Origin of the sequence: Streptomyces sp. NPDC001093 (assembly GCF_040298985.1) — a bacterium.
GTDB lineage: Bacteria > Actinomycetota > Actinomycetes > Streptomycetales > Streptomycetaceae > Streptomyces.
The window spans coordinates 45758-65249 of record NZ_JBEPBF010000048.1 but is presented as its reverse complement, the minus strand read 5'-3'; the positions used below and the strand labels follow the sequence as shown (position 1 = coordinate 65249).

General features: G+C 73.9%; 14 protein-coding genes. 10 read left to right on the top strand and 4 right to left on the bottom strand.

Going from position 1 to position 19492, the window contains the following annotated elements:
- Together ABT288_RS23845 and ABT288_RS23840 are read right to left on the bottom strand one after the other, a co-directional pair.
- Positions 1 to 203 (bottom strand): DUF5691 domain-containing protein (locus tag ABT288_RS23845; RefSeq protein WP_502972800.1); only part of this gene is annotated, 203 nt, incomplete at its 3' end.
- 62 nt (positions 204 to 265) lie between these two features.
- Entirely contained in the window at positions 266 to 1621 is a 1356-nt protein-coding gene (locus tag ABT288_RS23840; RefSeq protein ID WP_351611173.1) for an SWIM zinc finger family protein, read from the bottom strand.
- A 141-nt stretch (positions 1622 to 1762) separates the two neighbouring features.
- On the opposite strand from ABT288_RS23840, the gene ABT288_RS23835 reads away from it, so the two are divergent.
- The 7 genes from ABT288_RS23835 (at position 1763) to sucD (ending at position 12815) form a co-directional block, all read left to right on the top strand.
- Complete coding sequence (locus ABT288_RS23835) at positions 1763 to 2905, top strand: ATP-binding protein (protein ID WP_351611171.1); 1143 nt, start codon at positions 1763 to 1765, stop codon at positions 2903 to 2905.
- Positions 2902 to 5850: a DUF5682 family protein gene (locus ABT288_RS23830; protein ID WP_351611168.1), complete on the top strand. Its 2949-nt coding sequence runs from the start codon at positions 2902 to 2904 to the stop codon at positions 5848 to 5850. Before ABT288_RS23835 ends, ABT288_RS23830 begins: the two co-directional genes overlap by 4 nt.
- Positions 5847 to 7025: a VWA domain-containing protein gene (locus ABT288_RS23825; RefSeq protein WP_351611166.1), complete on the top strand. Its 1179-nt coding sequence runs from the start codon at positions 5847 to 5849 to the stop codon at positions 7023 to 7025. Before ABT288_RS23830 ends, ABT288_RS23825 begins: the two co-directional genes overlap by 4 nt.
- Positions 7026 to 7178: 153 nt before the next feature.
- On the top strand, positions 7179 to 8036 hold the full coding sequence (locus tag ABT288_RS23820) for a hypothetical protein (RefSeq protein WP_351611163.1): 858 nt from the start codon (positions 7179 to 7181) through the stop codon (positions 8034 to 8036).
- Positions 8037 to 8233: 197 nt separating this feature from the next.
- On the top strand, positions 8234 to 10270 hold the full coding sequence (locus tag ABT288_RS23815) for a hypothetical protein (RefSeq protein ID WP_351611161.1): 2037 nt from the start codon (positions 8234 to 8236) through the stop codon (positions 10268 to 10270).
- A gap of 453 nt (positions 10271 to 10723) precedes the next feature.
- Positions 10724 to 11902, top strand: a complete 1179-nt coding sequence (gene sucC, locus ABT288_RS23810; RefSeq protein WP_055706939.1) for an ADP-forming succinate--CoA ligase subunit beta — start codon at positions 10724 to 10726, stop codon at positions 11900 to 11902.
- A 28-nt stretch (positions 11903 to 11930) separates the two neighbouring features.
- The gene (gene sucD, locus ABT288_RS23805; protein WP_351611157.1) at positions 11931 to 12815 is read left to right on the top strand and encodes a succinate--CoA ligase subunit alpha; all 885 of its coding nucleotides are present in this window, start codon (positions 11931 to 11933) and stop codon (positions 12813 to 12815) included.
- Between the two features lie 94 nt (positions 12816 to 12909).
- On the opposite strand, the gene ABT288_RS23800 is transcribed toward sucD, so the two are convergent.
- Positions 12910 to 14022, bottom strand: a complete 1113-nt coding sequence (locus tag ABT288_RS23800) for a sigma factor-like helix-turn-helix DNA-binding protein (protein ID WP_351611155.1) — start codon at positions 14020 to 14022, stop codon at positions 12910 to 12912.
- Positions 14023 to 14089: 67 nt separating this feature from the next.
- Here ABT288_RS23800 and ABT288_RS23795 point away from each other — a divergent pair, with 67 nt between their 5' ends.
- Entirely contained in the window at positions 14090 to 16198 is a 2109-nt protein-coding gene (locus tag ABT288_RS23795; protein ID WP_351611152.1) for a cell division protein PerM, read from the top strand.
- Positions 16199 to 16209: 11 nt separating this feature from the next.
- Here ABT288_RS23795 and ABT288_RS23790 read toward each other — a convergent pair whose 3' ends face one another.
- Positions 16210 to 16992 (bottom strand): hypothetical protein, encoded by a 783-nt coding sequence (locus ABT288_RS23790; protein WP_351611150.1) that lies wholly within the window; start codon positions 16990 to 16992, stop codon positions 16210 to 16212.
- 293 nt (positions 16993 to 17285) lie between these two features.
- Between ABT288_RS23790 and purN the strand changes: the two genes are divergently transcribed.
- Together purN and purH are read left to right on the top strand one after the other, a co-directional pair.
- Positions 17286 to 17924: a phosphoribosylglycinamide formyltransferase gene (purN, locus tag ABT288_RS23785; RefSeq protein WP_351611147.1), complete on the top strand. Its 639-nt coding sequence runs from the start codon at positions 17286 to 17288 to the stop codon at positions 17922 to 17924.
- A complete protein-coding gene (gene purH, locus ABT288_RS23780) occupies positions 17921 to 19492 on the top strand; it encodes a bifunctional phosphoribosylaminoimidazolecarboxamide formyltransferase/IMP cyclohydrolase (protein ID WP_351611145.1) in 1572 nt (523 codons plus the stop codon). Before purN ends, purH begins: the two co-directional genes overlap by 4 nt.

The window sequence follows — 19492 nt, the reverse complement described above, 5'->3', positions numbered from 1 at the left end:
GAGCGCGCGGGCCGTAGCCCGGCCCGCCGCCGTACGGTCGCCACGGCGGCCTCGTCGAGCAGCGCCAGGGGTGCCTCCCGGCCGGACCCGGCGTACGCCGCGGGGCGCCGGTCGGTGCCGAGCAGAGCGGTGGTGACCAGGTCTTCCCAGGAGCCGGCCGGGGCCCCGCCGTCCACGTCGGCCGGAGTCGTCGTCCCGTTCATCGCGTTCCCTTCCCTGCGAGTGTCCGAGGGGTGCCGGTGCGTTCTGCCTTCCGGCAGGCCGGTCAGCACAGTGGCACCGGCTCGCCCGCGCCGTCCGGCCAGGCCGTGAGCGGGGTGAAGCCGCGGTGGCCGCACTCGCCGAAGACCGTGACCGGGGCGCCGCCGGACAGGGCGACCAGCCGCCACAGGCCGGGGCGGGAGCGGGCGGCCCGGGTCAGCGGCAGAGCGGAGTCCGTGTCGGCGTCGGCCAGCTGCCACTCGTCGCCGTCCAGGACCGGTATCACCCCGCCCAGCGTCACCGGGACCGACTCCAGCCAGGGGTCGTCGCGCAGCGCCTCGCCGTACCGGGCCGCCGCCTCGGCCGTGCTCGTGCCCGGCGGGCGGAACGCGGCCGGTGCGGGAGGGGCGAACCGCTCGCCCAGGGCGGACCGGAACTGGCCTGCCCCTGGATAGGCGGACAGCTCCGCGTCCAGGACCAGCCCGACCGGCAGGGACAGCTCGGGAGCCCGGCCCGCCGCGCCGTAGGACAGCAGCAGGCGGGTGCGGTCCGAGCCGGCGCCGTGCAGCCATATCCGGCGGGTCGTCAGTTTCGGGTCGGCCGTGTCGTACTGGGCGAGGACCAGCCAGCGGTCGCGCAGCGAGGCACCGTCCGCCGTGGCGGGCAGACCCAGCCGGGAGCGGACCGTGGCCGCGAGGGCGTCCGGCAGGCGGTCGCGGCGCAGCCAGCCCTGGTCGAGCAGGTGCAGCAGCGCACACTCCTCCAGCAGCCGGGCCGGCCAGCCCGCGCCCGATGCCGGGATCGCCCCCAACTCCCGTACACGCGCGGCAAGTCCGGGTGCCTGGGCGTCGACCATGCGGGCCGCCGTCTCGTCCCACAGGCCGTACCCCGCCTGTTCGGCCGCGGCCAGGCCGCCGCGCAGCAGGTCCGCGAGGCGCTGCTCCAGCTCCGTCGCACCCGCGGTGACCCGCGCGGCCCGGCGGTCGGCCCGCCGCCGAGCCGCCTCCGGATCGGCGGACCCGCTCCCGGAACCCCCCTCGCTCGGGCCCTGCTTGCTCTCGGCGCGCCTGCGTCTGCCCGAGAGCCACTGCCCGGCCCAGTCCGGCGGCTCTGCGGACGCCGGCACCGAGCCGTCGTCACCCGCCCACAGCAGCAGCAGTCCGAGCGCGTGCTTGCACGGGAACTTACGGCTCGGGCAACTGCACGTGTACGCCGGTCCGGCCGCGTCCGCGAGATCGACCACCGTCTGGTACGGCCTGCTGCCGCTGCCCTTGCACAGCCCCCACACCGTCCCCTCTCCGCTCCCCGCCTCGGACCACGGACCGGCCGTGCCGAGCTTGCCTCCCGCTTTGCGTGACGCGATGTCAGGCGCCAGCGACAGCACCTGCTCCGCGGTCCAGCGCACCCCCTGCTCAGTCATGCCTCCGACGGTAGGTCCCGCCACTGACAATCCGTCTGGAGCAGGCGTTTGCGCAGGTCAGAGCGATTGTCAGTGGCGTGGTGCACGGTGGATGCCAGATCCGAACCGGCCGAGCTGGAGGGGGCCTCAGCCATGTCAGCCATGTCCGCGTCCGTGCGACCGACGACCGCCGAACCGACCGACGGCGAGGGCGCGTCCGAGAGCGCACAGGCGCTCCGACCGCACGCCGAGCACGCCTTCGCCGCCGAACTCGCCGCACTCGCCACGCAGGACGACCGTCCGCGTCCGGCCCGCTGGAAGCTGTCGCCGTGGGCGGTGGCGACGTACCTGCTCGGCGGCACCCTGCCGGACGGCACGGTGATCACACCCAAGTACGTGGGCCCGCGCCGGATCGTCGAGGTCGCCGTCACCACGCTCGCCACCGACCGCGCCCTGCTCCTGCTCGGCGTGCCCGGCACCGCCAAGACCTGGGTGTCGGAGCACCTGGCGGCCGCCGTCAGCGGTGACTCCACCCTGCTCGTGCAGGGCACGGCAGGCACCCCGGAGGAAGCGATCCGGTACGGCTGGAACTACGCGCAGCTGCTCGCGCACGGACCGAGCCGCGACGCCCTCGTGCCCAGCCCCGTCATGCGCGCCATGGCCGAGGGCATGACGGCGCGCGTGGAGGAGCTGACCCGTATCCCGGCCGACGTGCAGGACACGCTGATCACCATCCTGTCCGAGAAGACCCTGCCCATCCCCGAGTTGGGCCAGGAGGTCCAGGCGGTCCGCGGGTTCAACCTCATCGCCACCGCCAACGACCGGGACAGAGGGGTCAACGACCTCTCCAGCGCGCTGCGCCGCCGCTTCAACACCGTGGTACTGCCGCTGCCGGAGAGCGCCGACGCCGAGGTCGACATCGTCACCCGCCGGGTCGAGCAGATCGGCCGCTCCCTCGACCTGCCGGCCGCGCCCGACGGCATCGAGGAGATCCGCCGGGTCGTGACCGTCTTCCGCGAGCTGCGCGACGGCATCACCGCCGACGGCCGCACCAAGCTGAAGTCGCCCAGCGGCACGCTGTCCACGGCGGAGGCGATCTCGGTCGTCACCAACGGCCTCGCTCTGTCCGCCCACTTCGGCGACGGCGTGCTGCGCCCGGGCGATGTCGCCGCCGGCATCCTCGGCGCCGTCGTACGCGATCCGGCGGCCGACCGCGTCGTCTGGCAGGAGTACCTGGAGACGGTCGTCCGCGAGCGCGAGGGCTGGACGGAGTTCTACCGCGCGTGCCGGGAGGTAAGCGCATGACCGACGACGACAGCCGCTGGCCCAAGACCCACGGCTGCGGACCGCTCCTGCTGGGCGTGCGGCACCACGGCCCCGGCTCCGCCCGCGCGGTGCGCACCGCCCTGGACGCCGCCCGGCCCGCCGCCGTCCTGATCGAGGGCCCGCTTGAGGCCGACACGCTGATCCCGCTGGCCGCCGACCCGGACCTACGGCCCCCGGTCGCCCTGCTCGCCCATGCCGTGGACGAGCCAGGCCGCTCGGCGTTCTGGCCGTTCGCCGAGTTCAGCCCCGAATGGGTGGCGATCCGCTGGGCCCTGGAACACGGCGTCCCGGCCCACTTCATCGATCTGCCGGCCGCGCACACGCTCGCGTGGGAGGAGAAGGAGAAGAAGGGGGAAGCTCTTCCCGGACCCGGCCCGTCCACCCGGCCCGGCGCCGGCCCGGACGCCGATGACGGCCGGGGCACCGGCGAGCAGGTCCGGGTCGACCCGCTCGCCGTGCTTGCCGAGACCGCCGGATACGACGACCCCGAACGCTGGTGGGAGGACGTGGTCGAGCACCGGGGACCGGGGGAGCGGGACCCGTTCGCGCCCTTCGCCGCGCTGGAGGAGGCGATGGGGGCACTCCGCGAGCGGTACGGCGCCGGCGGGCACTCCCGGGACCTGGTCCGCGAGGCGCACATGCGACTCCGGCTGCGCACCGCGCGCAAGGAGTTCGGCGACGGGGTGGCCGTGGTCTGCGGGGCCTGGCATGTGCCCGCGCTGCGCGAGAAGACCACGGTCACCGCCGACCGATCCCTGCTGAAGGGGCTGCCCAAGGTCAAAACGGACCTGACCTGGGTGCCCTGGACCCACCGCCGACTCGCCCGGTCCAGCGGGTACGGCGCGGGCATCGACTCGCCGGGCTGGTACGGCCATCTGTTCCACGCCCCCGACCGGCCGGTCGAGCGATGGCTGACCAAGGTGGCACGGCTGCTGCGCGAGGAGGACAGGATCGTCTCCTCCGCCCATGTCATCGAGGCCGTCCGGCTCGCCGAGACCCTGGCGGCACTGCGCGGGCGCCCGCTGCCGGGGCTGGGCGAGACCACCGACGCGGTGCGCGCGGTGATGGGGGACGGCTCGGACGTGCCGCTGGCGCTGGTGCACGACCGGCTGGTGGTCGGGGACGCCCTCGGCGAGGTCCCGGAGTCGGCGCCCGCGGTGCCGCTGCAGCGCGACCTGGCCCGGCAACAGCGGTCGCTGCGGCTGAAACCCGAGGCGCTGGAGCGCGAACTGGAGCTGGACCTGCGGGGTGACACCGACGCGGGCCGCAGCAGGCTGCTGCACCGGCTCCGGCTGCTCGGCGTCGGCTGGGGCGAGCCCGCGCGGTCACGGGGGAGCACGGGCACGTTCCGGGAGACGTGGCGGCTGAGGTGGGAGCCGGAGTTGTCGTTGCGGGTCGCCGAGGCGGGCGTGTGGGGGACGACCGTACTGGGCGCGGCGCAGGCCAGGGCCGAGGCGGACGCGACGGCCGCGGGCACCCTCGCCGACGTCACCGCGCTCGCCGAGCAGTGCCTGCTCGCCGGGCTGCCGGATGCGCTGCCCGTCGTCATGCGCGTCCTCGCCGACCGGGCCGCGCTTGACGCCGACGTGGGCCATCTCGCCCAGGCCCTGCCCGCCCTGGTCCGCTCCCTGCGCTACGGCGACGTGCGTGGCACCGACACCGGCGCGCTGGCCGGCGTCGCCGCGGGCCTCGCCGAACGCATCTTCGTCGGCCTGCCCCCGGCGTGCACCGCGCTCGACACGGATGCGGCGGCTGAGATGCGCGCCCATGTGGACGCCGTGCACACGGCGGTGAGTCTGCTGACGGAGACGCTGGCGGCGGCGGGTGCCGGGGCGGGTGGCAGCGCGGGTCCGGGAGCGGGCGCGCACGCCGGTGCCGGAGCCGGTGATCCTGGCCGTCCTGCTGCGGGGGCCGGCGCGGCCGGCGATCCCAACGCGGGTGCCGGTCCGGGTGCTGGAGGGTGCGCCGGGGGCGGGGCGGGCGGCGGTGCCGTCGCCCATGCCGGACGCGGTGATCTGCGTGACCGCTGGCGAGCGGTGCTGCGGGCCTTGTCGTCGCGTGACAGCGTGCCCGGTGTGCTGCGGGGGCGGGCGGTGCGGTTGCTGTTGGACGACGGTGAAGTGGGGCCCGACGAGGCGGCGCGGCTGATGGGGCTCGCGCTGTCGCCGGGGACTCCGCCCGCCGACGCCGCCGCCTGGATCGAGGGCTTCGTCGGCGGCACGGGCGGACTGCTGCTGGTGCACGACGAGCGGTTGCTCGGTCTGGTGGACAGCTGGCTGACCGGGGTCTCGGCGGAGGCGTTCACGGACGTACTGCCGCTGCTGCGCCGCACGTTCGCGGCGTATGAGCCCGGGGTGCGCAGAACGCTCGGCGAACTGGTCAGGCGCGGCCCGGGAGAGCGGAAGGCCGGCCGGGCGGCCCAACGGGCCATGACCCCCGGCTTCGCCGCCGAACCGGACACCGAGCGCTCCGACGCCGTGCTGCCCGTGCTGCGCCTGCTGCTCGGCCTGGCCGACCCGACCGACCGTGACGCGGCCCAGCGCAGAGCGGCCGAGCGGGAAACAGCCGAGCGCGACGCGGCCGAGCGGGAAACGGCTCGGCGGTCGTCGGCCGAGTGCGCCCCCGACCGGCCTGACCCGACCGGGCGCGAGCCGACTGCGCGGGAGATGTCCGAGACGGGGATTTTCGGGACGGGGATCCGCGAGACGGGGATTCACGAGAAGGGGAGAGTCGAGGCGGGGACGGCCCGGCCGAATGCCGCCGAGCGAGCAGGGTGTCCCACGACCGCGTGCCCCACGACCGCGTGCCCGACGATCCGATGCCACAGGACCGCGTGCGGCACGACCCGGTGTGACATGAGCGGGTGTGGCACGAGTGGGCGTGGCACGGCCGAGGACAACAGCCTTGCGGGGGTGGGTGCATGACGAGCGAATCGGTGTCGTTGGAGGCCGGGGAGCCGGCGCGGGAGCGGTTGCGGCGGTGGCGGCTGGTGCTCGGTGGGGATCAGGCCGACGGCACCGGATGCGCGCTCTCCGGCCGGGACGCTGCGATGGACGGCACGCTCGCCGCGCTCTACGGCAAGGGGGACAAGCCGCAGGCGGGACGGGACCGTTCAGCGGGGCTCGGGGCCTCGGCGCCGTCCGTGGCGCGCTGGCTCGGGGACATCCGCACCTACTTCCCCTCCTCCGTCGTCCAGGTCATGCAGCGCGACGCCATCGACCGGCTCGGCCTCGCCTCCCTGCTGCTGGAGCCGGAGATGCTGGAAGCGGTGGAGGCGGACGTGCATCTGGTCGGCACGCTGCTCTCGCTGAACAAGGCGATGCCGGAGACGACGAAGGAGACGGCACGCGCGGTCGTGCGCAAGGTCGTCGAGGACCTGGAGAAGCGGCTCGCGAACCGTACGCGGGCCACCCTCACCGGCGCCCTCGACCGCAGCGCGCGGATCAGCCGCCCGCGCCACCACGACATCGACTGGAACCGCACCATCGCGGCCAACCTCAAGCACTACCTGCCCGAGTACCGCACGGTCGTGCCCGAACGGCTCGTCGGATACGGGCGGGCCGCCCGGTCCGTGAGGAAGGAGGTCATCCTCTGTATCGACCAGTCCGGGTCGATGGCCGCGTCCGTCGTCTACGCGTCCGTGTTCGGCGCGGTCCTCGCCTCCATGCGGTCGATCGGCACCCGGCTGGTCGTCTTCGACACGGCGGTGGTCGACCTCACCGACCAGCTGGACGACCCGGTCGACGTCCTCTTCGGCACCCAGCTCGGCGGCGGCACGGACATCAACCGGGCGCTGGCCTACTGCCAGTCGCGGATCAGCCGGCCCGCCGAGACCGTCGTCGTGCTGATCAGCGACCTCTACGAGGGCGGCATCCGCGACGAGATGCTCAAGCGGGTGGCGGCGATGAAGACGTCCGGGGTGCAGTTCGTGGCGCTGCTCGCGCTGTCGGACGAGGGCGCGCCCGCCTACGACCGGGAGCACGCGGCGGCGCTCGCCGCCCTCGGCGCACCGGCCTTCGCCTGCACGCCCGATCTGTTCCCCGACGTCATGGCCGCCGCGCTGGAGAAGCGGCCGCTGCCGATACCGGACACCGTGTGACGCCGGACACGAAAGAGGCGAGAACCGGACACGAAAGAGGCCAGAAAAGGGACATGACTACTCATCGGTAACAGGGGGGCTTGCGCGGTCTCGGGCGCGCCGTGCAAGGATCGGCGGAGCCCGTGTCGTGCCGAGCCGAGGATGTCCAGCTCCTTGACCTTCCCAGCAGCCCTCCTTGGTACCACCGTGCGCGCGCTGCGTACGGCGGCCGGGCGGCGTGCGCTCCAACTGGTGCTGCTGGTGGGCGGACTGTTCGCGCTGGGTTTCCTCTGCGGCGAGCAGGCACACGCGGCCGACGGGACCCTGGTGCCGGCGCGGGCGACTTCGGTGCGGTCCGTGGGGGCCGCCGGGCAGGAAGAGGACGCGGTACAGGCCGTACAGGCGGTCCGTACGGCGACCGAGCGGGTGGCCGGACAGGTCCACACCGCAGGCGAACAGGCCGTCACTCCCGTGCGCGACGTGCTCGACACCGTTTCCCGGACCGTTGTGACCGCGGCCGCCCAGGCCGTGGCCGACGAGCCCCGGACCTCGGCGCCCTCCCTGTCCCTGCCCGACGTCACCCACGTCACGGACATGCCCGGCCGGCTGACGCCGGAGCCGAAGTCCACGGCGCCAGGCCCGCAGCGGCACAGCGGTACGGCGGCGCCCGCTCCGGTGGAACGGCAGAAGCAGCGGCACCCCCGCGAACAGGGCCGTACCGCCGTCGCCGCACCGGCGCCGGTCGCCGTGTCCGGCCCTGAGGCCGCCCCCGTCCCGTGGCCGGCGGTGCACACCTTCGCGCGTCACGGCGCCGCCGCCCTGGGCGTGCCCGGCCGGCCCGCGCCCAGCGGAGACTCCGACGGCGTGCTCGGCAAGCAGGCCGCCGACGGCAGCGCGTCCCGCCACGGTGACGCGCACGCCGTCACCCCCGACGACCGGGCGCCCCTGCGGCTCGCGCCCGGCGCCGCCGCGCGCGTCGACGCGCCCCGCACCCGGGAACGGCACCGGGACATCCCCGTCTTCCCCGGCTAGGCAGCAGGGCCGACCTCCCCGCCGCGGATCTGTCGCGCGGGGCGGAACAGGTCTGCCCCATCCGTCCGGACTCTTCCAGCGATCAGCGCTGCCGGCCGTCGAAGCGTTCACCGCGATCGGCGTTCAGCGGGCTCCGGACGGCACCCACAGCCGATTCCAGACGTTCCCAGCCGTTTCCGAAGGACTTGACGCACGCAATGAACAAGAACATCCGTCGTTCGATCGTGATCGCCGCCGGTGTCACCGGTGCCTGGGCGCTCGGCTCGGCCGTCGCCAGCGCCGACGAGCTGTCCGCCGGCTCCGTCACCGTGCCGGACGCGGGCACCGCGGCCGACGGCACCACCGACTCCGTCGCCGGAACGGTCGACGGCGTCCTCTCCGGCGTCCACGACACCGTCTCCGGCGTCCAGAACACCGTCAGCAACACAGTCACCGACACCGTCTCCGGTCTGACCGGTACGGCCGGCTCGACCGGCTCGGCCACCTTGACCGCGACAACCGGCATCGGTTCCGGCAGCGTCGACCAGGCCCGCCGCCACGTCGACACCAAGGTCCCGGCCGCCGCGAGGATCCGCGGCGCCGAGGCCTTCCGGGGCGCGCATGCCGCCCGCGAGGCGCGGGCGCACGTCCGGGCCGACGGCACACACGTCGACAGTGCGCACGTCGGCGGCACGCACCTCGGCGGCGACGTGGCCCATGCCGCCCGCACGGCTGCGCACGGCGTCTCGAGTGCGTCCCGGGCCGTTGCCCATGTCACTCCCGAGAGCGAGATCGACTACCTCTTCGGCCCGCTCGCCTCTTTCGCTCCCGAGGTGGAGGAGGCCCTGGCCGCCGCCCAGAGCAAGTTCCAGGCCACCCAGGCGGCCGCGCGCCTGAAGGCGCGGGGTGTCGAGGGCGTCGTACGGACGACGGCGCAGCAGACCGTCGCCGCGGCGCAGGGCCGGACCGCCGGTGCCGCGAGCGCCGTGCGAGGCACGGCCACCGGGGCGGCCGGCGCGGCCGGGGCCTCCGTCGCCGGCGTGCCCGCCCAGGTCACCGGCACGGCCACCGGTGCAGAGCAGCGCGTCGTCGGCACGGTCCGGGCCGTGCCGGGCGCGGTCACCCCGGTGGTGGACGGGACGACCGCCTCTGCTGTGCCGCCGGTGGCCGCCGCTGCGGTGAACGGCGCCGTGCCGCTCGCGGGCCAGGCCGTGAGCGGCGTCCGGGCCACGGCCGGGCACGCGGTGTCGGGCGGGTACGGCACCGTCGCGGGCGCCGTCCACGGGGTGCAGGGGGTCGCCACGGGCGCCGTCGGAGATGCCTGGCCGGTGGGCGCGGATGCGACGGCGTACGCCGGTGGGCCGGTCGGACAGGCCGGACGGGATGCCACGGACGCGGTGCTGCCGCCGGTGGCCGCCAGTGCCGTGCACGGGGTCGTGCCGGTCGCCGGGCAGGCCGTCGCGGACGCGGGCGCCCTCGGCCACGGCGTGGCGGGTGACGTCCGCCCCTTCGCGGGCGGCGTCGTCGGCGCCGTACCCCCGCTCGCGCACGGTGTGACCACGCAGACCGGAGCCTTCGCCGAGGGCGTCACCGCCCAGGTGCCGCCCTTCACGGCCGGGATCACCGGCGCGACGGCACCGCTCACCGACACCACGAGGTCCGCGGCCGCACAGACCACGGACACCGCCGCCGGGACCGTCTACCGGGCGGCCGGTACCGCGACGGGAACCGCGCACCAGACGGCAGGAACCGCCACCGGGACCGTGCACCAGACGGCCGGGACCGCCGCCGGGACCGTCTACCGGGCGGCCGGTACCGCGATGGGAACCGCGCACCAGACGGCAGGAACCGCCACCGGGACCGCTTACCAGGCGACCGGGACCGTGCACCAGACGGCCGGGACCGCCGCCGGCGTCGTGGGGCCCGTCGCCGGTCGGGTTGCCGACGCCGTGCTGCCGGTGGCCGGTGGTGTCGGTGGGAGTGCCGGCGGTCTGGGCCGTGGTGTCGCGGGCGAGGCCGGGCCGTTCGCGGCCGGGGTCGCCGGTGCGGCCGTGCCGGTCGGCCGGTCGGCCGGAGGGTTCGCCCGCGACGTCCACGGCACCGTCCGGGACGCCGGCGGCTCGCTCGCCGGGCACGCCGTCGGCGGGGCCGAAGGGGTCGCCCGTGCGGCCGTACCCACGTACCTGCAGGACGCGCACAGCCGGCAGGACTTCCAGGACGTCCACGACGGGTACGGCATCCGGTACCAGGGCTGAGTCGCAGACAGGGCTGAGAGCCCCCACCGCTCCGCGGGGTGTCCGGACCCGGATGGCCGAATGCCGTCGGCCCGTTCGGCCGGGGCCCCGCGGGCCCGGGCGGGTGGTCCCCATTGGGGTGGGGATCAACCGCCCCGGCCCCGGCGCCACCGGGGCCGCCCCAGAGGCCTCACCGGGTCAACCCCAGCCCGGTGAGGCCTCGCACATCGCCACCGAGGCAGCCGCTCTCGGCACGCCGTGCCAGAAAACCAGGCATCATGTGACAGGTATCACCGCTCGTGTGTGACCCTCGATTTAGGGTGCCCCCTCAAGCGGCGATAACCTGCGAGACGGACATGCCGCGCGCTCGGACACCGTGTGCGCCTCCCTTGTGACAAGCGGACGTCACGTTGCCCTTCGCGGCACGCCCACGCATCCAACGAACCGCGAGATCACTGATAGGGACGGAAGCGCGTGGACCTGTTCGAGTACCAGGCGAGGGACCTCTTCGCCAAGCACGATGTACCGGTGCTGGCCGGTGAAGTCATCGACACGCCTGAGGCGGCGCGCGAGATCACCGAGCGTCTGGGCGGCAAGTCCGTCGTCAAGGCGCAGGTGAAGGTCGGTGGTCGCGGCAAGGCCGGTGGCGTCAAGCTGGCCGCCTCCGCGGACGAGGCCGTCGCCCGTGCGACGGACATCCTCGGCATGGACATCAAGGGCCACACGGTCCACAAGGTGATGATCGCCGAGACCGCTCCGGAGATCCTCGAGGAGTACTACGTCTCCTTCCTCCTCGACCGTGCCAACCGGACTTTCCTCTCCATCGCCTCCGTCGAGGGCGGCATGGAGATCGAGGAGGTGGCGGCCACCCGTCCGGAGGCCGTCGCCAAGACGCCGATCGACCCGATCGACGGTGTGGACGAGGCCAAGGCCCGCGAGATCGTCGCGGCCGCGAAGTTCCCGGCCGAGGTCGCGGACAAGGTCGCGAACGTCCTCGTCAAGCTGTGGGACACCTTCATCAAGGAGGACGCCCTCCTCGTCGAGGTGAACCCGCTGGCCAAGGTCGCCTCCGGTGACGTCATCGCCCTCGACGGCAAGGTGTCGCTCGACGACAACGCCGAGTTCCGCCACCCCGACTTCGAGGAACTCCACGACAAGGCCGCGGCCAACCCGCTCGAGGCCGCCGCCAAGGAGAAGAACCTCAACTACGTCAAGCTCGACGGCGAGGTCGGCATCATCGGCAACGGCGCCGGTCTCGTCATGAGCACCCTGGACGTCGTCGCGTACGCCGGTGAGAAGCACGGTGGCGTCAAGCCCGCCAACTTCCTGGACATCGGCGGCGGCGCCTCCGCCCAGGTCATGGCGAACGGCCTGGAGATCATCCTGGGCGACCCGGACGTCAAGTCCGTCTTCGTCAACGTCTTCGGTGGCATCACCGCCTGCGACGAGGTCGCCAACGGCATCGTGCAGGCCCTGAAGCTCCTGGAGGACCGCGGCGAGAAGGTCGAGAAGCCGCTCGTCGTCCGCCTCGACGGCAACAACGCCGAGCTGGGCCGGCAGATCCTCACCGACGCCAACCACCCGCTGGTGCAGCGCGTCGACACCATGGACGGCGCGGCCGACAAGGCCGCCGAGCTGGCCGCCGCCAAGTAAGCACTCAGGACGAGGACACCAACACACCATGGCTATCTGGCTCAACAAGGACAGCAAGGTCATCGTCCAGGGCATGACCGGCTCCACCGGCATGAAGCACACCAAGCTCATGCTCGGTGACGGCACCAACGTCGTGGGCGGCGTGAACCCGCGCAAGGCGGGTCAGACCGTGGACTTCGGCGGCACCGAGGTACCCGTCTTCGGCTCCGTCAAGGAGGCCATCGACAAGACCGGCGCCAACGTCTCCGTCATCTTCGTGCCGGAGAAGTTCACCAAGGACGCGGTCGTCGAGGCCATCGACGCCGAGATCCCGCTGGCCGTCGTGATCACCGAGGGCATCGCCGTGCACGACACGGCGTCCTTCTGGGCGTACGCCGGCAAGAAGGGCAACAAGACCCGCATCATCGGCCCGAACTGCCCCGGCATCATCACCCCGGGCCAGTCGAACGTCGGCATCATCCCGGGCGACATCACCAAGCCGGGCCGCATCGGCCTGGTGTCGAAGTCCGGCACGCTGACGTACCAGATGATGTACGAGCTGCGTGACATCGGCTTCTCGACCGCCGTCGGCATCGGTGGCGACCCGATCATCGGCTCCACCCACATCGACGCCCTGGCCGCGTTCCAGGACGACCCGGAGACCGAGCTCATCGTGATGATCGGTGAGATCGGCGGCGACGCCGAGGAGCGCGCGGCCGCGTTCATCAAGGAGAACGTGACCAAGCCGGTCGTCGGCTACGTCGCGGGCTTCACGGCGCCCGAGGGCAAGACCATGGGTCACGCCGGCGCCATCGTCTCCGGCTCCTCCGGCACGGCGCAGGCCAAGAAGGAGGCCCTGGAGGCCGCGGGCGTCAAGGTCGGCAAGACCCCGACCGAGACGGCCAAGCTCGCCCGCGAGATCCTGGGCGGCTGAGCTTTCCAGCTGACCGTTTGGTGGGCCCGTACCCTTGGCTGGGGCGGGCCCACCGGCGTTCACGCGCGCCACGCCGGGTGGCGCGCCGCGGCGGTCACCGGGGTTCCGGCCCCAGCCTCTGCGGCCCCTTCGCGGCAGCGCTCTGCAACTTCGCCCGCAACGCCTGCTCCTTGCGCGACAGCGGCCCCATCGCCCCCACCGGCGGAACCCCCTGCACCGCCTGCGCCGGTGCGAGCGGCGCCTCGTAGTGCGTCGGCGCCGACCGCACCGTGAGCGTTGTCGCGCCGATGATCGCCACCGTGAACGCGATCGCCGCGCGCGTCCAGAACACGTTCCGCCGTTCGCTCTCCCGCCGCACCGGCTCCGGCCCGGCCGCGGGCAGCCGCTCCGCCGAGGCCAGCACCAGCAGCCGGCGATGCAGCTCGGCGGGGTCGGCCAGCTCCGGCAGCCCCGCGGCCAGCGCCTCGCGGGCGTGGGTCAGCCGGTTCGCGGCGGCCGGCGTGCTCGCCTCCGTCTCCGCCGCCGTCTCCGGCAGGTCGAGGCCCACACCGTCGTACAGGACGAGCGTGCGCCGGTACACCGGCGGCAGCTCCAGCAGGGCGTGCAGCAGCGCCCGGTCGGCCGGGTCGGTGGGCGGCGGCTCCGGGTCGCGGTACCGGGGCCGGAAGCGGTGCCAGGGCGAGAGAGCGCAGTCGTGCGCCGCCGCCCGCACCCAGCCGCCCGGATCCCGGTCCCGGGCCACCTCGGGCCAGCGCTGCCAGGCCAGCTGGAACGCCCGCTCCACGGCCTCGCGGGCCAGTTCCCGGCGTCCGGTGAGCAAATAGGCCTGGCGTACGAGGGCGGGGGCGCAGAACGCGTAGAGCGCGTCGAAGGCCTGAGCGGGCGTCAGGGGATCGGCCGCGGCCGCCAGGGGGGCCGGGGGTGTCTCCGGTCCGGGGCTCGCCTCGGGGGCTGCCGCCCGCTCGACCGTCTCCTGGAGAACGTACGTCGTCAGATGCCGGGCGTACGCCTCGCCCTCGCCGTCCTGCGGGACGCGGCGGCCGGATTCCCACGCGCCCAGCGTCGAGCGGCTGACGCCGACCCGCGCGGCGACCTGAGCCCGCGTCAGCGACCGGGAACGGCGCAGGCGTCGGCGTTCCCTCGGCGGTGGCAGCGAACGGGCGGCACTCCGCGTCGTTCGTGCGCCCTTCCGTACGAAAAAGAACATAATCGTATATTGAGCGACACTACGGAGGTTCGCCTGTTACGACGGGAAAGTGTGTGCCGTTGGGAGCATGGCGTACGTGAACCTGATGACCGCTCGCCGACCCTCGCTGTCGCCGTTGCTGACCCGGATGCGGGACCGCGAGCCCGGACTGGCCGCGAGCCTGCTGGGCGGCGCCGTCGCGGCCGGACTCGGCTTCGCCTCCTTCGCCGCGCTGCTGATGGTGCTGTGGGTCAGCTCGCCGTACCCCGACAGCGGTCCCGGCGGCGCGCTGCACGTCGCCGGTGCGCTGTGGCTGCTGGCCCACGGCGTCGAACTGGTCCGCACCGAGACGCTCTCGGGCGCCCCCATGCCGGTGGGGGTGACTCCGCTGCTGCTGCTCGTGCTGCCCGTGTGGCTGGTGTACCGGGCGGCCAGGGACGCGGTGGACGCGCCCACCGACGCCGACGGCCCGCCGCCGGTACCGGCGCACACGGTGTGGACCGGGGTCGTCCTCGGCTACCTCGGCGTCGGCGGCGCGGTCGCGCTGTACTGCTCGGGCGGCGAACTGCGGCCGTCCTGGTCCTGGGTGACGGTGTGTCTGCCGCTGGTCGCGGCGGGCTCGGCGGCGGCCGGGGTGTGGTCGGCGTACGGCCGTCCGCGCGAGCCGGTGCTGAGCGCGCTGGGCGTGCTGCCGGGGCGCGTGCGGCGGCTGCTGTTCGGCGCGGACGAACGCGCCCGGCTGGGTACGGCCGTACGGGCCACCGGCGCCGCCACGGCGGTGCTCCTCGGCGGTGGGGTGCTGCTGCTCGCGGTGTCGCTGGTGTGGCACGGCGGAGTCGCGCGGGCGTCCTTCGTCCAGCTGACGGAGGGGTGGACGGGACGGTTCGCCGTACTCCTGCTCGGCGTCGCGCTGATCCCCAACGCGGCGCTGTGGGCCGCGTCCTACGCCCTCGGACCCGGTTTCCTCCTCGGCGCCGGGCATGTGGTGCAACCCTTCGCCTCCGACCCGGCCCCCCTGTTGCCGCCGTTCCCCCTGCTGGCGGCGGTTCCGGACGCCGGTGTGGGGACGCTGCCGAACTGGGCGGCGGGGCTGGTGCCGGTGGCGGCCGGGATGACGGTGGGGTGGTTCGTGGCGCGCGGGGCCGTACGACGGCCGGAGTCCGGCGCACCGGTGTTCGCCCGCTGGTCGGCCGTCGGTACGGCGGGGGTGGTGCTGCTGACCGCGACGCTCTGCGCGGCAGCCCTTGCCCTGCTCGCCGACCTGGCCGGCGGTCCGCTGGGCGTGTCCGCGCTGGCCCGCTTCGGACCGGTGTGGTGGCAGACCGGGGGAGCGGCGGGGGCGTGGACGGCGCTGTTCGGGCTGCCGGTGGCGCTGATCGTACGGGCGTGCCGGCTGTGGGGCCGGCGTGCGCGGGGCGGGGAGATCCCGGCACAGGGGACGGGGACGGAGAACTCCGGGGGCGGAACGGAACAGGGGAGGACGAAGGACGCGGCGAAGGAGCGGGAGAAGACCGGTGCCAAGGCCGAGAAGGCGGGCCGGGAGGAGGAGACGACCAAGGGCGGGGGCAAGGGCAACGGCGAGGGCGCGGGCGAGGGCCTCGCGCGGACCGGCGGGGAATCGGCCAAGGACAAGGACTCGGCCGACAAGGACTCGGCCGACAAGGACTCGGCCAAGGGGAAGGAGCGGGGCAAGGCCAAGGAGCCGGGCAAGGGCAGGACGCCCGCGCCCCGGCCGGGGGTGGCCGTGCCCGACGAGGAGGAGATGTACGACTTCCTCCCGGCCGGCGACGCGTTCCCCACGGACTGGCACGACGACCTGGCCCGCGCCTCCCGTTGGGCCGCTCTTCGAGAGGCAACCGGCCCCCGTGACCTGCCCGCCGCCTGGCCGAGCCCCGCGGTCCCTCCCACGCCCCCCGCGGAGGCGACGCCCCGCGCAGAGTCAAGGCTGCCCGCGGAGTCGGTGCCCACGGCGGAGTCAGCGCCCCCCGCAGGCTCAACGCCGACGGAAAACTCATCGCCCCCTGCAGGCTCGTTGCCCGCCGAAGGCTCAGCGCCCACCACAGACGCCGCGCCCACCACAGACACCGCAGACGCGGCGCCTGCCACAGACTCGAAGCCCACCGCGGAGCCGACGCCCCCGCCCGAGCCCCGGCCGGACCACACCGACGCGTCGCCCGGCACGCCCGAAACCCCCTGACAGGCGGAGCCTCAGCTGTTGCCGGTGCCCAGAACCCCGCGCAGCTGCTGCGGCAGCAGTTGGTCGCAGGACTGTTTGGCCTCGTGGGTGAGGGCGTCGTTCACGCACGTGTAGTAGTCGCGGTAGACGAACTGGACCGTGAAGGTCGAGGCCACCAGGACCAGGGCCAGGGATGCCGTCAGCAGGCCGCCGACCGCTGCCGTGATCTGGGGACGGCCGCCCGCGGGGGCCGAGGTGTTCGGGTCGGGCGTGCGCGGCTTGGCGCGCAGGGCGCTGACGCCCCAGTACAGGGCCAGCGCGCCCAGCAACAGGGCCACGTACGGCCAGCTGAACAGGGCGAAGAAGACGGCCCACATGCCGGACAGCAGGGCGTAGCGCGCGCGGCGCTGGGCGGGGTCGGTCGGGTCCCAGCGCATGCCGCCGGGAGAGGCCGGTCCGCCGGGGCCCTGGGAGCCGCCGCCGGGCCGCTCGCCGAAGCCGCCGGGAGAGCGCCCGGGCTGGCGGTCGCTCCACTGGTTGCCCCACGGGGCGCCACCGCCGGGGCCGGTGCCGTGCCCGGAGCCCTGGGAGTCCTCCGGGTGGCGCGGCTGCCAGGGCCGGTCCGGGGCGCCCTCGGGCGGCGGCGCGAAGGGATTGTCGTCCTGCGGCCCACTGCCCCGTCCGTCACCGTCGCGTCCGCCCTGGGGCGCCTCCGGCGGCGAGGCCGGCCGCTCCCGCAGCAGCACGGCGCGACGCTCGCCTCCCTGGGCCGGGCGCAGAGGGAACGTCAGGAGTCGCAGGCTGCGATCGGGCATCAAAAGAGCGTCTTCCCCTAGGTCAATACGGCAGTCCGACGTGAGCTTCCACCCCGTGAACGCGCCGCGTGACGGCCACGTTCCCGGGGCTGCCGGAGTCAGCCCCCTTCTTGATTCGCCACGAACGCTACCTTCCGGCCACGCCCCCGTCCCGTGGGGGCCTTCCTGTGTGCCGGTATCGTTGCTGACGGTCGGCCGCTTCGTAGACTTCCCTGTATCGAGGGGCGTAACGCATTCGTACGAATGCACAAAGCACCGGCCGGAACCGTCGCCACCCCAGAAAGGGCCCCATCGTGGCCGCCACCCCCGCTGGCCCAGCGGTCAAGCGCCTCGTCGTGCTGGTCTCCGGATCCGGCACCAATCTGCAGGCGCTCCTGGACGAGATCGAGCGCACCGGAGCCGAGCGGTACGGCGCCCGGATCGTCGCCGTAGGGGCCGACCGCGCCGGCATCGAGGGGCTCGCCCGCGCCGAGCGGGCCGGGCTGCCGACCTTCGTGTGCAAGGTCAAGGACCACGCGAGCCGCGAGGAGTGGGATGCCGCCCTCACCGAGGCCGTGGCCGCGTACGAGCCGGACCTCGTGATCTCCGCCGGGTTCATGAAGATCGTCGGCAAGGAGTTCCTGGCCCGGTTCGGCGGGCGGTTCGTGAACACGCACCCCGCCCTGCTGCCCAGTTTTCCGGGGGCCCACGGCGTGCGTGACGCGCTGGCGTACGGCGCCAAGGTCACCGGCTGCACCGTCCACTTCGTCGACGACGGCGTCGACACCGGCCCGATCATCGCCCAGGGCGTGGTCGAGATCCGGGACGAGGACGACGAGAGCGCGCTGCACGAGCGCATCAAGGAAGTCGAGCGAAGGCTGCTCGTCGAGGTCGTGGGGCGGCTCGCCCGCAACGGCCATCGCATTGAGGGACGAAAGGTAGTTATCCAGTGACCGCCGAGAGCATCGAGAGCGGCAAGCGGGCCATCCGTCGCGCGCTCGTCAGCGTCTACGACAAGACCGGGCTGGAAGACCTCGCGCGCGGGCTGCACGAGGCCGGTGTCGAGCTCGTCTCCACCGGGTCCACGGCCGGCCGGATCGCCGCCGCCGGCGTCCCCGTCACCAAGGTCGAGGAGCTGACCGGCTTCCCCGAGTGCCTGGACGGCCGGGTGAAGACCCTGCACCCGAGGGTGCACGCGGGCATCCTCGCCGACCTGCGGCTGGAGAGCCACCGGCAGCAGCTCGCCGAGCTCGGCGTCGAGCCGTTCGACCTCGTCGTCGTCAACCTCTACCCCTTCCGCGAGACGGTCGCCTCCGGCGCCTCGGACGACGAGTGCGTGGAGCAGATCGACATCGGCGGCCCCTCCATGGTCCGCGCCGCCGCCAAGAACCACCCGTCGGTCGCCGTGGTCACCAGCCCCGAGCGGTACGCCGACGTCCTCTCGGCCGTGCAGGACGGCGGCTTCGACCTCGCCGCCCGCAAGCGGCTGGCCGCCGAGGCGTTCCAGCACACCGCCGCCTACGACGTGGCCGTCGCCTCCTGGTTCGCCTCCTCCTACGCCCCGGTGGACGAGTCGCGCTTCCCCGACTTCCTCGGCGCCACCTTCGAGCGCAGGAACACCCTCCGCTACGGCGAGAACCCGCACCAGCCGGCCGCCCTGTACGTCGACGGCAGCGGCGGACTCGCGGACGCCGAGCAGCTGCACGGCAAGGAGATGTCGTACAACAACTACACGGACACGGACGCCGCCCGCCGTGCCGCGTACGACCACGACGAGCCGTGCGTCGCGATCATCAAGCACGCCAACCCCTGTGGCATCGCGGTGGGTTCGGACGTCGCCGAGGCGCACCGCAAGGCGCACGCCTGCGACCCGGTCTCCGCGTACGGCGGTGTCATCGCCGTCAACCGTCCGGTGAGCCGGGAGATGGCCGAGCAGGTCGCGGAGATCTTCACCGAGGTCATCGTCGCCCCGGACTACGAGGAGGGGGCCCTGGAGGCCCTCACCAAGAAGAAGAACATCCGGGTCCTGAAGACCCCGGGCGCGCCCTGCAACCGGGTCGAGGCCAAGCCGGTCGACGGCGGTCTCCTGCTCCAGGTCACCGACCGGCTCCAGGCCGACGGCGACGACCCGGCGCACTGGACGCTGGCCAGCGGCGAGGCGCTCTCCCCCGAGGAGCTCAAGGAGCTCGCCTTCGCCTGGAAGGCTTGCCGCGCCGTCAAGTCCAACGCGATCCTGCTCGCCAAGGACGGCGCCTCGGTCGGCGTCGGCATGGGCCAGGTCAACCGGGTCGACTCCTGCAAGCTGGCCGTCGAGCGGGCCGGTGAGGAGCGGGCGCGCGGTTCCTACGCCGCCTCGGACGCGTTCTTCCCCTTCCCCGACGGGCCGGAGATCCTCATCGGCGCCGGTGTCCGGGCGATCGTCCAGCCGGGCGGCTCGATCCGTGACGAGCAGGTCGTCGAGGCCGCCAAGAAGGCGGGCGTGACGATGTACTTCACGGGCACGCGCCACTTCTTCCACTGA